Below are 15,000 nucleotides of genomic sequence, written 5' to 3' on the forward strand. Positions count from 1 at the left end.
CCTCTAAAAATTCTCTTTTATACGATATGGCCTCTCATCACCTTGCTTCCGCTAGAGAACTGATCCCCGGTCAGCCAGAAGTTCAATTTCAAACCTTATCCGAATACAAAAGAACCAGATTTTTTCCGCGTTATCTCAATCTCCTTTTATTTTTGAGAAAGAAATATCCCGAAAATCAAAAATATCAGTACGAAATCGAAAATCTTCTGAACTCGATGAAACAATCAATCGCCTATAAAGAAGGATTTCTTGAAATCACAGGCGACAATCTCGTGGAAAACTACGGAAGAACCCCGCCTGTTCTCTTATTGTTCGACCTCTCCGATAATTCTTATTTAGGTGATTATCCAGATCTCGCGGTCTTAGTTTCTTCTTCCGTACGTAGAAATCTTTCCTTAAATCCTACCGTCTCTCTTTCAGAGGTTTTAGAATCCATTCGGAATAATCCAGTTTCCTTCGATATAAAAGCCGATCCTTATACGGAAATCTTACCCTACACGGAATCTACCTTTCTCAAAATCAAGGACTCCGCAAAAAATGGAATTAAACCTAGATTTCTAGTTTATGGTTCTCTAAAATACGAAAATCATTCATTGTTTATAGACTGGACGATTAAGGATTCCAAACACGAAAAAATCCTTTCCACATTTAGAGTATTCTCAAAAGGGAGAGATTTTATTCCGGAGGCAGTAGCAAGATCCGTCTCTAAAATTTCAGCGGCGATCCCTCCTAGCGGCTCCGTCTTAAAAGTAAAAGACGAAGACGTCATCATCAATGTTGGAATTCTAGATGGTTTAAAAAAAGGTAGTAAGGTTCAATTCTACAATACCTCCGGAAAATCTGGAGAAGCTACGATCGAAGAAATCGATTACTTTCTTTCCAGAGCCGTTCCGGATAACGGAAACAAAGGCTTAAAATCGATTTCCGAAGGTGATCGAGTATTCTGGAAACGCTAATCATTGCGGTCCGGAAAGTCGCTAAAATAATCCAATATCTCGTCTGCAATCGTACTTTCAATCTTCAGAATTTCTTCCGGTTCATAACGATGGGCCAAAGCCAAGATCCAAATTTTCCCCTGAATTTTTACTTTAGAAATTTCTAACTTCCGAATCCTCAAGGGAAACCAATTCGGAAACTCGGAAGGATCCCTATAAATTCTAGCTTTATCATTTCTAAATACATTCCGATTTGCACGTATCTTAAATCTATTTAGAATATTTTGATATTCTATATCCAAATCCACGTCCGGATAAATATAAAATTCCTGTTTTTCCGGTTTCCAATCGATTCGAGAACCTTCCAGACAAATCTCATCCTCTTCGGAAATTTCTATTTTAATCGGATAGGCATGTATGGTATTCAGATTTTTCTTTTGTTCATAACCTACCTGAACACTGGCATGTCCACCCTTTCTCTCAATCCTTAGATGAAACGAGGATTCAGGTCGATTTGCAAGATGTGTTCGAATCACCGCAACGGCCTCTTCCGAAAATCGTAATGGAAGAATCGAACTTCTATGAGCCTTATTATTCTGATTCAATCCCATTGACAGAATATAATATTAGTGCAAACAATGATTTCGCAAACCCAATTTTCCCTTTGGCGCCTTTTCGATAAGGCAAAAACCATATCGGAAATATCCTTATTTAAATCTTAGAAACATTTTAGAGCTTGTCCAGACGAAGAACCTAACGGTTATAAAATATGCTCGAAAGCTCGCAAACTACCAAAGGACGTAATTTGTGGTAACTTCCATATTTTATTACGAACTTACTGAATCATTGTAACTGATTTCTTTTAAGGTTTTTAGACAGACCCTTAGTAAATTCGTTAATCCGAAATGAACTATCCGCATTTTTTATCTGGATAATTCCTATCAAATTATAATTTATCGCCAGAAATACAAATTCTCCTTAGCTCAAATTGTAGAACCTAACTCCTCTTTGAGCTTTCTGGCCTCTTCGAAATCGGGTTTGATCAATATCGCACGATGTAAATACTGAAGGGATCTTTCGGGACGGTTCCAAATTTTATACAGAGTGGCAAGATTGTAGAGCGAAATATGAGGCGCATCGTTCAATTCACAACGTAAGGATTTTTTAAGCCAGTAAACCGCCTCGATCTCCTTCCCCGCTCTTAAAAGTATAATTCCGATTTCGTTGCAGGGATTTCCGTAATTCGGATTCAATTCCACAGATTGATAAAAGTGTGTAAGCCCTTTTGCCGAATTTCCCCTCTGATTTTCGAGAAGCCCTAAAAAGAAATAAGCCTCGTGACTCTCTTCGTCCTCCAAAGTAAGTTTGAACAAATACTCTGCTCTGTCCGAATCGCCTTTTTTATAAAAATATTTCGCCGCTTCTAAAAAATCCGAAGGAGTAATGTTTTCCAATTCCTTAACCCGTTTTTATTTTTATTTTCGGTTTGGAATGGTTATGGCTTGATTAAGTTTTTTTTCAATACGTCTGCTACGAGTTCCGCAATCGATGTTCCATCTAACTTATACGTTTGGATAATTTCTTTCCTTTCTCCGTGGTGAATCGGCTCCGGCGGAAACCCGAACGTTTTAACGTATTTCGATAAATTTTCAGGAAGAATTCGATTGAGCAGATATCCGGAAGCTCCCGCGTCGACATAACTTTCGTCTATTATCACAAAATGTCTCACACCAGACAATTCTTCGTTGAGTGTTTCCACTCCAAGTGGTCGTAACCATATAAGATCAATGAGCGTTACGCTGAAACCCGCACTTTCCAGAATTTCGGTCGCTTTTTTGGCTTCGTCGATCATGGACCCGATCGATAAAAGAGCAAGATCCGTTCCTCTTTTGAGAACTCGAAATGTTCCAGGTCGAAGATCGACTTCTTTGTAAAAATCCAAGGTCTTCAAGTCCACACTCGCCTTCGGGAATCGAATTGCAATCGGAGCCTTGTCGTATGTTTCCATCCATCGAAGCGAATCGATCATGTCCTGTCCGTTAGACGGAACAAACACATCCATGTTCGGCAAACCGAGCAGATATCCTAAATCGAAAAATCCTTGGTGCGTTTCCCCGTCCGGCCCCACACATCCCGCACGATCAATTACAAACCGAACAGGTAAATTCATCAATGATACATCCTGGACGAGCTGATCCATTGCCCTCGTTAAAAACGTCGAGTAGATACACATATAAGGAATGATACTTCCGTTCGTCATTGCTCCGGCAAACGCTACGGAGTGTTGCTCTGCTATCCCCACATCAAAAAGGTGGTCAGGATATTTTTCGGCGTATTCTTTAAGCCCGCTCCCTTCGATCATAGCTGGCGTGATCGCCGCAATCTTAGGATTTGTTTCCGTCAGAATTGACAACATCTTTCCTACAATCTTGCTGTATGCAATCTTGGAAGAATCTCCACTGTCCATCGCTCCGTCTTCTTTTCGAAACGGTGTGACTCCATGATACTTGATCGGGTCCCTTTCCGCAGGGTCATATCCCTTCCCCTTTTGCGTGATTAGATGAAGCAGAATAGGTCCCTTCATTTTTTTCACTTTTTCAAGCATGTTCACGAGTCGAACCACGTCATGCCCGTCTTCGGGCCCAATGTATCCGAATCCTAAATCCTCAAATAGCCCTCCAGGCGTTAAGACGTCTTTGAATCCCTTTTCCACTCTTTTAAAAAATCTCTCGGTCGCAGGCCCAATGATAGGCAACCACTTTAAAAAAGTATAAAATACTCTCTTCCAGTGATTATAAAAATGAGATGTAATGATGTTGTTAAGATAATTAGAGATGGAACCCACATTCTTCGAGATTGACATGTAATTATCGTTTAAGATAACTATCATGTCCTTTTTTAAATGACCAGCGTGATTCATCGCTTCAAGAGCCATTCCGGTCGCAATCGACGCGTCTCCGATAATGGCAACTACACTGTAATCTTCTCCCTTTGTTAGATCTCGGGCCGCGGCTTCTCCGAGCGCCTGCGAAATCGAAGTTCCCGCATGCCCCGTGTTATAGAGATCGTAAGGGGATTCCTCCCTTTTTGGAAACCCGGAAAGCCCGTTGAATTTTCGTACGGTTTTGAGTCTGTCCTTTCTTCCGGTGAGAATCTTATGCGGATACGTTTGATGGCCCACATCCCAGATCAGTCGATCCTTCGGCGTGTTAAATACGTAATGAAGCGCTACCGTAAGCTCCACGACTCCCAGATTGCTCGCAAAATGTCCGCCTACTCCTGATAGAGTATCAATGATGTAATTTCGAACCTCTTTACAGACCTGAGGAAGTTTTTCCAACGGTATGTTTCTGAGGTCGGCCGGATAGTCGATCCTATCCAGCAGAGTTGATTCCTGTTGCATGAAAATTTTCTATAATTTTATTAACATTAATTTTTCAATTCACCTGCAAAGGTTTTCTTAATAGTTTCAGGTCATCCTCATTCACTAAATCCAATAATTCGTAGATTCTTACAGGTTGAGTCTTTCCTTTCACTTTAATCAAGTCCAGTTCTCTTGCGATGACCCTGTCCTTTACCTTCTCATAAGTGTATTCAGAGATAATAATATGAGTTCCGTATTCCTTATTCGTTCCTTCCAATCTAGATCCTAAATTGATCGTATCTCCCATACAGGTGTAATCCATCCTGTGAGAACTACCCATGTTTCCTACAACCGCAGGTCCGGAATTGAGTCCGATTCCGATATCCATTTGAGGTAGATCCAAACTCTTCCATTCTTCCTTCAAAGTAGCAAGCCTTTTCATCTGAGCAAGCCCGGCCGCACATCCATAGTAAGCATGATCTTCTAACGGCACAGGCGCCCCCCAAAATGCCATGATCGCATCCCCCATGTATTTATCAATCGTTCCCTTAAATTCAATGATGATCTCCGTCATCTCAGAAAGATATTGATTCAAAAATTGAACCAGTTCTTCCGGCCCCATTTTTTCCGACATTGTTGTAAATCCTCGAATATCAGAGAAAAAGATCGTGATGTCTCGCTTGGATCCCCCTAGATTCAAGTTGTCCGGATTTTTGAGTAGCTCATCCACGATATCCTTAGATACGAATTTGGAAAACGTACTTCGAATATATTTCACATTTTCCTCTTCCGTTAAAATCCTAAATCCAATCAGTCCGATAAAAATAAATAACTGCTCCAATACCACAGTCGGATACAAATGCACCAAGTTGAATTCGGAAAAATTTACGAGCGTTCCAACCGAATAGATGAACGCAGTCACTAAGAAAAACAGAAACGCCAACCAGGTTTTCAATCGAGGTTGTACAAATCCCCCCAATATTCCCACAAGGATTAAAATTAGAAATTCTCCCCATAACGGAAGCTCGAAGAGAAAATCTTGATTGAGAATCGTGTTGATCGAAGCCGCATGGTGTTCAATCCCGGACATATCCCCAAACGGTGATAAATGCGTATCTTTTGCCGCCCCAGCTCCAGTCGCGTAATACATCGCGACAAGAAAAATCGTGTTTTGAAATTGAGACGCGGTTTCCTCATTCCACTCCGTCGCCGCTTCGAAAATTTCATGCGCTCGGAATGAATAAAGCCCTCCCGGAAAATTGATCTGCATCTGTCCATCTTTGTCTATCGGAATTATGATCTCACGATCTTCATTCGGCCGATTCATGATGTCCTTAGTTTCCATCTTCAAAGTTTTACGGTTGAAACTCGTCAGGGTCTTTTGTGGAATATTCTTGATCTTGACGTATCTGCCCATCACGACTTCTACGTCTCTCTTCACATCCACGCCGAGATAATTACACGCTATAATTAAGTCTATGGATGGATAATATTCCGTTTCCCTTAAAGGACCCGCATTCAACAATTTCGCAACAAGAGGCATTCTTCGATTGAGCCCACTTTCGTCTTTTTTAATATTCGCGAATCCTAATCCAGACGCCTTTTCCGCCACAGGCTCTATCGGAGGCTGAGGAAATTTCAACCAAGATGTTCCGATATCCCCCGGATCTTCCACGTTTTCTAATTTAAACTTTCTAAGCAGATCAATCCGTTTTTCCAAATTCAAAATGGAACTCTTGGACTCTAAACTTGTTTCCATCGGATAGTCAAACATGACCTGCGAATTTTTCGCCAAGGCTTCAGCCATTTCTTCCGTTTGCCCCGACTTATAGTCCACAAAGAAAATATCGAACATCAACTGATTGGACGTGTTCTTAAATATGTCTATAATGTTTGCATAATATTTCCAAGGCAAAGGCCACCTTCCTTGTAATTTTTCCAAGGAAGTAGTCGTGATTCCTATGATCTGTATGTCCTGCCTTGCTCCAGGCGGCGGATTGTAACGCGTGTATTCAATCGTTCCTTCTTCAGATTCTTTTTCGCTCTTGTTCACCCCGGATCTAAGCAATGTAAATCTCCAAGACACGGAGGATTCTTCCAACTCGGAGAGAGGCGTAAAAACCTGATATAGGAAAAACATAGAAAACGAGACTACCATCGAGAGCCAAATACCTCCGGACTTTTGTTTATCCGAAGTGTTGACCTCTATGAACTTATAGATCGGATACGAACTGATCAAAAGCAACACGAACCCTCCAAGCAAGAATTCTGTGTTGAATGAAAAGCTCGGAAAAAATGCAGTAAATGTTATGAAAACAATCCCCATTCCCCCCAGTATTATCGAAATAATGTGGAATGGAGTGATTTTAAATTTGATTTCGCTCATACGTTCCTCCGACCCTGATCGGGATCAATATCCCATCCGTCAGAGTTTCGTCAATATTTTCCAGACTTTATCGCTTATTCTAGTTTTGCTTTCATTTTTTACTCCGTTTCACCTCCACACACATCCATCCCGGAACCGTTCCAGTTATGAAGAATTCCTCCTTAAAATCCGAGCTTACATTTTGTTCGATTCGTAAATCCGGTAACCTTTGCTCATTTTTAATTCCGGAAAACCTGGTTAGAACCAACCAGCTTCAACCGAAAATTCTCCGAAAAACCTTACACCTTCTTTTATCCCGTTGGGACGAAATCTTGATTCGGAAACGTTTTTTAGGGAAGAGACTGGCATATGCGAGATATCAAGAGAAAAATCTGAATCTACAAAAGATGAACTTTCGTCCTTTCGAAGAAGATTGGTGCAAACTGGGAATCCTTGCTTGGGGACTAGGGATTTCTCGATGTTTGTTATTTTCTCTGTTGTTAGAATGGTCAATAGAAGGAACCCCCAGAAAAACAAAATTCTATGGAGCTCCAACAATTTTGAAGATTACCAGAGAAATTCGCTTTTCACAAAAACTCCTACAAAGTCAAATTCAGCTGGGAAGGGCACACCCAATTTAAAAACCCCTCCCTTTCTCCAATTCGCAGACACAAAAAACACCTCAGGGAAACGCACATAGCTTCTTATTTCATAGAAGCACGAATTTCCGATGCATACATAAAAAGTTTGCTTATGCAAACCTCTCGATTGGAGCCGTTCTCTTCGATGATTTTTTGTACGGCAGAGCCGATAATCACCCCGTTCGCGTAAGTCGAAATTTCCTTAGCCTGATCCGCAGTGGAAATTCCAAACCCTGCGCAAACCGGAAGACCAACTTTGCTACGCACCATTCGGATTCTTTCTTCCAAACCGTCCGCGAGAATATTCCGTTCCCCGGTCACACCGTAGGAAGTCACATAGTAAATAAAACCAGATGCAAGAGATTTCATAGATTGAATTCGATCGCTTGTAGTTGCAGGTGTCACAAGATGAATAAAATCGATCTTTTTTCGATCAAGTTGAGAAAAGAACTCTTCGGCTTCCGGGGTATCAAACGGAAGATCTGGAATGATCAAACCTTGGATCCCCGAATTTTTGGCACTTTCCGTAAAAGATTCCAAGCCCATAGAATAAAGTGGATTAAAATACGTTAAATACACGAGAGGAGTTTGTGGATGTAGTTTATGAATTTCTGCGGTGACCTCTAAAATTTTTTTCATGGAGAAAGGATAAGCCAACGCTCGTTTGAAAGCTTTTTGAATCACCGGACCATCTGCGACCGGATCGGTAAATGGAATTCCCAATTCTAAAATTCCAGCACCACCTCGAATCAGAGCATCCGCCCAAGAAATACAGGATTCGTAATCCGGATCTCCCAAAGAGATATAAGGAATGAAAACACTTTTATCGGAGGAAAAAACGGAAGAGATGGCGCTCAAGAAAATTCTCCTTTTCTAAGTCTTGCGACCTCGGCAACGTCCTTATCCCCTCTTCCGGAAAGGCAGATGAGAATGTCTTCTTTTTTCCCCATCGATTTCGCCAGGTCTTTTGCAAAACGAAACGCATGAGCGGTTTCTAATGCAGGAATAATCCCTTCGATCTGACATACCTCAAGAAAAGAATCTAAAGCACCTTCATCATCCACGTTTTCGTAAGTCACTCTCCCGCTTTTATGAAAATAAGCGTGTTCCGGACCGACCCCAGGATAATCCAAACCTGCAGATACGGAATGAGCCGGAACGATTTGCCCAAATTCATCTTGGATTACCAACGTTTTAGTTCCGTGTAAAAATCCGGTTCTACCGAATTGGATCGTTGCAGAATGATATCCCGGTTCGGTAGAATAACCTCCGGCTTCCACACCGTAAAGCTTTACCTTCCTATCCTTTAAGAAGCCGTAAAACATACCGATAGCGTTCGAACCGCCACCGACACAAGCGATCACAGCGTTTGGAAGTTTACCGTTCACTTTTTTAAATTGTTTTCTGGATTCGATACCGATTACAGATTGAAAGTCTCTCACGATGGTAGGAAACGGGTGCGGACCGATGGAAGAACCAACGATGTAATGTGTATTAGAAACATTTAATGCCCAGTCTCTCATGGCTTCGCTGGTCGCGTCTTTGAGAGTCGCGGTGCCACTGGAAACTCCTACGACTTTGGCACCCATCATTTTCATTCGGATCGCGTTGAGTTCCTGACGACGAAGATCCTCTTCTCCCATATAAACAACTGTTTCCATCTGAAACATGGCACCAACTGTCGCCGTTGCCACTCCATGTTGTCCCGCTCCGGTTTCCGCAATGATTCGAGTTTTGCCCATTGCCTTTGCGATCAACACTTGCCCGATCGTATTGTTGATCTTATGTGCACCTGTATGATTTAAGTCTTCGCGTTTGAGCCAAATCCTAGCTCCGCTCCAGGCCTTTGACAAACGTTCGGCATAAGTAAGAGGAGAAGGACGACCAATATAATTCTTACGATAATATTCGAGTTCTTTATGAAAACGTTTGTTCTTCCGAAGCTTTTTGTACATAGCTTCAAGTTCCACAAGCGCATCGTGAAGAATTTCGGGAGAATAACGACCGCCGAATTCTCCGAAGTAACCTTCTTTTCCGGAATGACGTTTTTTTCCCATAACTACTCCAATTCTGCGAAAAGTTCCTGACGCAGAAATTTTACCCTTGCAATTAGATTCTCAAATCCGGCAAAGACAAAGGATTCTTCCTTGTCTTTTTTACGATTGTAGATCGAAATCTCTCCGTTTTCGAAGAATTTTTTACCAATCGTTACTCGAATCGGAAAACCGATCAGTTCGGAATCCTTGAGTTTAAAACCAGGACCCACATCCCGGTCGTCCCAAAAAACTTCAATTCCTTCGTTCTTTAGAACATTATAAAATTCTTCTGCTTTGAAATATTGTTCCTCGCCTTTTGTAATACTCACGAGTGTAACTTCGAACGGAGCGATGCTGATCGGCCAGAAAATCCCTTTTTCGTCGTTGCACTGCTCGATGACGGTAGCCATGGTTCTGTTAACACCGATTCCGTAACAACCCATGGTAAGAATCCTGGATTTTCCGTTTTGATCCAAAACCTGAATCCCGAAAGCCTTTGTGTATTTTTCTCCTAGTTTGAATATATGACCGACCTCGATCCCTTTCTCGGCCTTTAAAGGAGAATTACAATTCGGACAAAGATCTCCCTCTCTTGCCAATGCGACATCCGCAAATTCCGGAAGACCGGGAACTTCCTTTTCCAAAATAAAACCTTGGGTATGAAAATCTTCCCTAGACGAACCGACTACGTAAGGAAAATCTTTTTGAAGAGAACGATCGTATAATACCTTTATCTTGTCGTTCGCAGAAATCGGAGAAATAAAACCCGGAGTCAACCCAAGCTCCCGAATTTCCACATCGGTCATCGGCTCCGAGTCCGTAATTCGGAGAAGAGAATGTAGTTTATGAAGATTGAGTTCCAAATCCCCGCGTAAGAACACAAGAATCTTTTTCTTATCCGATTTGAGCGCGATCGCTTTGATCGTTTCGGATTCGGGAATTCCCAAAAAAGCGCTGACCTCGGCAATCGCCTTTTTTCCTGGTGTGGAAATTTCTTTCTTTTCGGAAAGTTTCGCTGGTGCATTTCCTTTTTTTAATACAAGAGGAGTTTTTTCGCTATTGGAACTATAACCGCAAGAATTACACAAAAGCAACGTTTCTTCTCCAATCGGAGAAACCACCATAAACTCTTCCGACGCAGAGCCTCCCATACTTCCGGAATCCGCCTGCACTGGAATCGTCTTGAGACCGCAGCGATCGAAAATTTTTCTGTAAGCAACCCGCATCGCTTGATACGTTTCGTCGAGAGAAACATCGTCGATATGAAAGGAATATGCATCTTTCATAATAAACTCTTTAGAGCGGATCACGCCGAAACGAGGACGAATTTCGTCTCGGAATTTAGTTTGGATTTGATAGACGTTAACCGGAAGATCCTTATACGATTTCAAAAGAGGTTTTAATAAAAAACTGAAGGATTCCTCGTGTGTGGGACCGAGAGCATAAGAAAGATCGTGTCTATCTTTGATACGGAACATTTCTTTTCCCATCGCGGTCCATCGACCGCTTTGTTCCCAAAAATCCGAAGGAGTCAAAATAGGAAGATCGAACTCCAAAGCTCCCGTTTCGTTCATCTCTTCACGAACGATCTGTTTGATCTTTTGGAGAATTTTAAGGCCGAGTGGAAGATAAAAGTAAAGACCTGCGGAGGACTTGCGTGCAAGACCCGCGCGGATCATAAGGCGATGGGATGCAACGACCGCATCCGCTGGATTTTCCTTTTCTGTGGGAAGAATATATTTCGATGCCTTCATGTGTTTAGAAAATTCGCATTACATCGTTGAAGGTGACGTAGAGTCCGAGCCCGAGTAAAAACAAAAATCCGATTCGGAAGATGGACTCGATTACTCTACCGGGAAGAGGTCTTCCGGTGATCGCTTCATATGCATACAATACGATATGCCCACCGTCGGCCATCGGAATAGGAAGTAAATTCATAATCATCAAAGCGATTGAGATCCTTGCGACAAACTCAAGATAGGTTTCCCAGCCGATCTCCAAACTGATTCCTGCATACGATACAATCCCCACAGGTCCAGAAAGACTATCCTTTACGGAAAGGATTCCCGAAAACAACATCCCGATTCCTTTGAGAGTGATTTCCACATTTTCATAAACGTCTTTTCCCGCAACGATGAAAGATTCCACAAAGCCTAGTTCTCTCTGCATCGGTTCCGGATTGAATTTCATGTTGGGTCTAAACCCGAGGAGCCCGATTGGACGAACTTTCGGCTCGGCTTCCAACTTAAGATTCCCCACATCGACTGTAACGGTTTTTCCATTCTTCGTTTTAATATAAACGAGAAGTTCTTCAAAACTAGGAAACATTTTTCCGTCCACTGCCAGGTTGAGTAGTTTATGACCGAGTTCGGGATCGTAACTCGCAAACTGGTAAGATTCCAAATTCAATTCGGGAAATTTCTGATCCCGAATATTCTTAAATTCTAATATATTAGCCCCTAAAACCGGAATTTCCACGGAAACAATTTCCGTGGACCAAGGATTTACGAGAGGATATGTTTTTCGATCCGCAACAATTGTCACAGTTCGGTTTTGATATTCCCCAAGGATCCTTTGAAGTTCCCCCACAGTGGAAACGGCCTTACCGTTCACGGTTTGAATCACGTCTCCGTCGTTGAGATAGTTCAACGCTCTAGAACGAAGCAGATTTTCCTTCTCCTCTCTTTCTTTTTCGAGCAGAACTTCGGCGGGGATGTCCCTTCCTTCGACAGCCTTTTTCAAACGTTCCTGGTAGTAATTTTCCGCTTCGTGAGACCTATCCAAACGAGAAGATAACCAATGCTGAAACTGTTCCGGATAACTGAAGGTCGCAACGACCCTTCTTTCTCCGAAGGGCTCCACACCAATCGTCGGAATTCCGGAAGAACGTTTCGGGTTATAAACGATCCGAGGAATTACACTCCATTCCATCTTTTGCCCATCGCGCTCACCCAAAATTTTGAGAGCATTCCCGGAAGACAATCCCACGTTAGTCACTATGTCTTCAAATTTTTCAATTTGATTACCGTCTATATTTAGGATACGATCCCCCGTTCTGAGACCCGATTGGTATGCGGCGGAAAATTCCTGGTCAGCCGGATCGATAAAAATCCGGTTTCCCGGAGGATTGTGGCCTATAAAATTCAAAATTAATAATATTCCAAATCCCAAAAATAAGTTAAAAAGAGGACCTCCGAGCACCGGAATCATTCTCTTCAAAGGTGGAGTGGAAAGAAGTTCACCAGGTTCTCCCTTTACTTCTCCACCGTAGTCATCTCCTTTGAATAAAACGTATCCTCCGACGGGAATCGCAGTGATCTGATACGTGGTCTCGCCCACCTTTTTTTTCCAGATTCCTCTACCGTAACCGATCGAAAAAATTCTAGCCTTAACCCCTACGAGCATCCCGCAAAGAAGATGACCTAACTCGTGAATAAAAATAGAAATGGCCAGCATAAACACTGCGCCTAATATCATAATTAACATGCGGACACCGCCTTCCTTCCTTTCAGATTTTGAACGGTTTCACGGGCAACCCGGTCCGCTTCCTCGTAGCCTTCCAAAGTCGTCGGATACGTAATTTCAATTGCATCTAACGTTTCGGAAATATAATTCGGAATTTCCACAAAACGGATCTCATCCTTTAAAAACAATCCCACGGCGACCTCGTTGGCCGCGTTAAAAATGCAGGGAGCAGTTCCCCCCGCCTTACCCGCCTCAAACGCTAATCTGAGTCCCGGATATCGTTTCAAATCCGGCTCCCGAAATTCCAGCTTTCCCCAATCCTTAGCAGAGTAGGACCGCAATAGTTTAGGAACCGGTTCCGGATGAAAGAGAGAATGTGCAATCGGAAAAATCATATCCGGATAAGAAGCATAAACGAACGAAGCGCCATCTTTTAATTCCACGATACCGTGCGCGATACTCTGAGGGTGAATCACAACTTCAATGCGTTCGTAAGGAACTCCGAACAAAAAATGTGCTTCGATGACTTCAAGTCCTTTGTTAATCATCCCGTTGGAATCCACGGTGATCTTAGGTCCCATATTCCAAGTAGGATGATGAAGCGCCTGTTCCTTGGTAACGGACGCCAATTGTTCTATGGAAAGATCCCGAAACGAACCGCCCGACGCAGTGAGAATGATCTTTTCTAGAGAGTCGCGGTTCAAAGATTCCAAGAGTTGAAAGAGAGCGTTATGCTCCGAATCGACTGGAACCACTTTGGTTTTGTGTTTTGCAATCAGAGAATTGATGAGAGGCCCCGATGTGACTAACGTTTCTTTATTTGCAATCCCTAATCTTTTGCCGGAAGTGATCGCGGCGATCGTCGGACGTAAACCCACGGAACCTACGATAGCGGTGATTACGATTTGAACTTCGGGTTCTCGAACAAGCTCGCAAAGAGCAGATTCTCCATAAAGGACTTGTGTTTTGCCGATTTTATTTCCGAGAACGGACCTATCCACGGTCTCGCAGCTAACACAGATAAAGTCGGGGGAGAATTCTTTTTGAATCGCTTTCGCTTTTTCCAGATTCGAATGAACGCTGAAAGAATGAAGTCTGAATTCTTCCGGGTAAGCGCGCAGGACCTTAAGAGTAGATTCTCCTACGGAACCGGACGCACCTAAAAGACTGACGGAAGTTGCCATATCCGATTAGACTTGGAATCCGAGATTCCCCTTGATCTGAAGATAATAATATAAAACGGGGATTGTTATCAAAAGAGCGTCCGCGAGATCGAGTATTCCACCGTGACCCGGAATCAGAGAACCGGAGTCTTTGATCTTCGCATCCCGTTTCATTGCGGATTCCAAAAGATCCCCGATTACGCTGACCAAAGATAAAATCGTCGAAATCCAAAAAACTTCTAATCCGCGAACGGACGCAGGAATCCCCGTGAAATTTTCCCAAATCATGTTGAAGATGAAAATTGAAGCAATGGCGATCACAATTCCGGTCACATAACCTTCCCAGGTTTTTTTGGGAGAAATCGCAAGACCTGCGGGGTGCCTTCCGAACCATCTTCCTCCGAAATACGCTCCGGCATCAGTTAAGAAAGTGACCACGGACACGAAAAAGATGTAATAGACCCCCTGTTTCATTCCCAAAAGAAGAAACAGGTGTCCCAAAGGAACCGCGATATAAAACACTCCGAGAAACGTAGAAGAAACCGAAAAGATTGCACCGTCTAACGGGCGTCTGGTGATTTGCAAAGTAAACGTTACGATAAACAGGAAAAGAAATGCGACCGGAACGGGATCGAAAGGGGGAATAAAATATTGGATGTATTTCTGAAAGAACAAAGGGGCTTCGAACTGATTCTGTGAACCTATGAATCGGAAGTAGTAAAAAGTAAGAATCAGAAGCATGAAGAACACTCCGGTTCCCCGAAACGGCTTTCCGTCCTCTCCACGATCGGAAAGGTTGTAAAATTCTCTGATTCCGATAGTTCCACCCAAAAGAAGAATCAGATACGTCTGCAAATAATAAAAATCTGCATAGAATATCATAAAAAGATAAAATACAATCAGCACCGCGGCGGAAGCGAGCCTCTTGGATGTTTCACCCATTTGTAAGTCCTCCGAATTTTCGGGTTCTGGTTTCGTACCACTTCAGGGAATTTACCAGGGAATTTTTATCGAAGTCGGGCCAAAGAGTA

The 15,000-nt window shown here is 42.6% G+C and carries 13 protein-coding genes (2 of these 13 running past the window's edge); 2 read left to right on the top strand and 11 right to left on the bottom strand.

Going from position 1 to position 15,000, the window contains the following annotated elements; translation table 11 throughout:
- Positions 1-956, top strand: partial view of a tetratricopeptide repeat protein gene (locus tag LEP1GSC190_RS12310; protein ID WP_002748130.1) — the final stretch only. The gene continues 1,033 nt to the left of window position 1, outside the view; 956 of the gene's 1,989 nt are visible here — the last part of the coding sequence; the start codon falls outside the window, past its left edge; the stop codon is at positions 954-956.
- On the opposite strand, the gene LEP1GSC190_RS12315 is transcribed toward LEP1GSC190_RS12310, so the two are convergent.
- The 4 genes from LEP1GSC190_RS12315 to LEP1GSC190_RS12330 all read right to left on the bottom strand — a co-directional run bounded on the left by LEP1GSC190_RS12315 (position 953) and on the right by LEP1GSC190_RS12330 (position 6,685).
- Complete coding sequence (locus LEP1GSC190_RS12315; RefSeq protein WP_002748123.1) at positions 953-1,546, bottom strand: hypothetical protein; 594 nt, start codon at positions 1,544-1,546, stop codon at positions 953-955. The two genes, LEP1GSC190_RS12310 and LEP1GSC190_RS12315, sit on opposite strands and share 4 nt — an antisense overlap.
- 372 nt (positions 1,547-1,918) lie before the next feature.
- Positions 1,919-2,389, bottom strand: a complete 471-nt coding sequence (locus tag LEP1GSC190_RS12320) for a tetratricopeptide repeat protein (RefSeq protein WP_002748079.1) — start codon at positions 2,387-2,389, stop codon at positions 1,919-1,921.
- 41 nt (positions 2,390-2,430) lie between these two features.
- Positions 2,431-4,338 (bottom strand): 1-deoxy-D-xylulose-5-phosphate synthase, encoded by a 1,908-nt coding sequence (dxs, locus tag LEP1GSC190_RS12325; RefSeq protein ID WP_002748076.1) that lies wholly within the window; start codon positions 4,336-4,338, stop codon positions 2,431-2,433.
- Between the two features lie 34 nt (positions 4,339-4,372).
- Positions 4,373-6,685 (bottom strand): adenylate/guanylate cyclase domain-containing protein, encoded by a 2,313-nt coding sequence (locus tag LEP1GSC190_RS12330; protein ID WP_036037266.1) that lies wholly within the window; start codon positions 6,683-6,685, stop codon positions 4,373-4,375.
- 146 nt (positions 6,686-6,831) lie between these two features.
- Between LEP1GSC190_RS12330 and LEP1GSC190_RS12340 the strand changes: the two genes are divergently transcribed.
- Positions 6,832-7,305 carry a DUF1564 family protein gene (locus LEP1GSC190_RS12340; RefSeq protein WP_002748070.1) on the top strand — a complete coding sequence of 158 codons (474 nt, stop codon included), beginning with the start codon at positions 6,832-6,834 and terminating at the stop codon, positions 7,303-7,305.
- A gap of 63 nt (positions 7,306-7,368) precedes the next feature.
- Here LEP1GSC190_RS12340 and trpA read toward each other — a convergent pair whose 3' ends face one another.
- The 7 genes in view from trpA to LEP1GSC190_RS12375 are tightly spaced (at most 6 nt apart) and all read right to left on the bottom strand, a layout consistent with a single transcriptional unit that may run on beyond the window.
- Positions 7,369-8,163: a tryptophan synthase subunit alpha gene (gene trpA, locus LEP1GSC190_RS12345; protein ID WP_002748137.1), complete on the bottom strand. Its 795-nt coding sequence runs from the start codon at positions 8,161-8,163 to the stop codon at positions 7,369-7,371.
- The gene (gene trpB, locus LEP1GSC190_RS12350; RefSeq protein WP_002748091.1) at positions 8,160-9,362 is read right to left on the bottom strand and encodes a tryptophan synthase subunit beta; all 1,203 of its coding nucleotides are present in this window, start codon (positions 9,360-9,362) and stop codon (positions 8,160-8,162) included. Before trpB ends, trpA begins: the two co-directional genes overlap by 4 nt.
- 2 nt (positions 9,363-9,364) lie before the next feature.
- The gene (locus LEP1GSC190_RS12355) at positions 9,365-11,095 is read right to left on the bottom strand and encodes a proline--tRNA ligase (RefSeq protein WP_002748113.1); all 1,731 of its coding nucleotides are present in this window, start codon (positions 11,093-11,095) and stop codon (positions 9,365-9,367) included.
- A gap of 4 nt (positions 11,096-11,099) precedes the next feature.
- Positions 11,100-12,827 (bottom strand): site-2 protease family protein, encoded by a 1,728-nt coding sequence (locus LEP1GSC190_RS12360; RefSeq protein ID WP_036037269.1) that lies wholly within the window; start codon positions 12,825-12,827, stop codon positions 11,100-11,102.
- The gene (gene dxr / locus LEP1GSC190_RS12365) at positions 12,821-13,990 is read right to left on the bottom strand and encodes a 1-deoxy-D-xylulose-5-phosphate reductoisomerase (RefSeq protein ID WP_002748068.1); all 1,170 of its coding nucleotides are present in this window, start codon (positions 13,988-13,990) and stop codon (positions 12,821-12,823) included. Before dxr ends, LEP1GSC190_RS12360 begins: the two co-directional genes overlap by 7 nt.
- A 6-nt stretch (positions 13,991-13,996) precedes the next feature.
- The gene (locus LEP1GSC190_RS12370) at positions 13,997-14,911 is read right to left on the bottom strand and encodes a phosphatidate cytidylyltransferase (RefSeq protein WP_002748105.1); all 915 of its coding nucleotides are present in this window, start codon (positions 14,909-14,911) and stop codon (positions 13,997-13,999) included.
- Positions 14,904-15,000, bottom strand: the end of a protein-coding gene (locus LEP1GSC190_RS12375) for an isoprenyl transferase (RefSeq protein WP_051019825.1). The gene runs 584 nt beyond the window's last position; 97 of the gene's 681 nt are visible here — the last part of the coding sequence; the start codon falls outside the window, past its right edge; its stop codon occupies positions 14,904-14,906. Before LEP1GSC190_RS12375 ends, LEP1GSC190_RS12370 begins: the two co-directional genes overlap by 8 nt.

This window comes from Leptospira mayottensis 200901116 (assembly GCF_000306675.2).
In the GTDB taxonomy this organism is placed as follows: Bacteria; Spirochaetota; Leptospiria; order Leptospirales; family Leptospiraceae; genus Leptospira; species Leptospira mayottensis.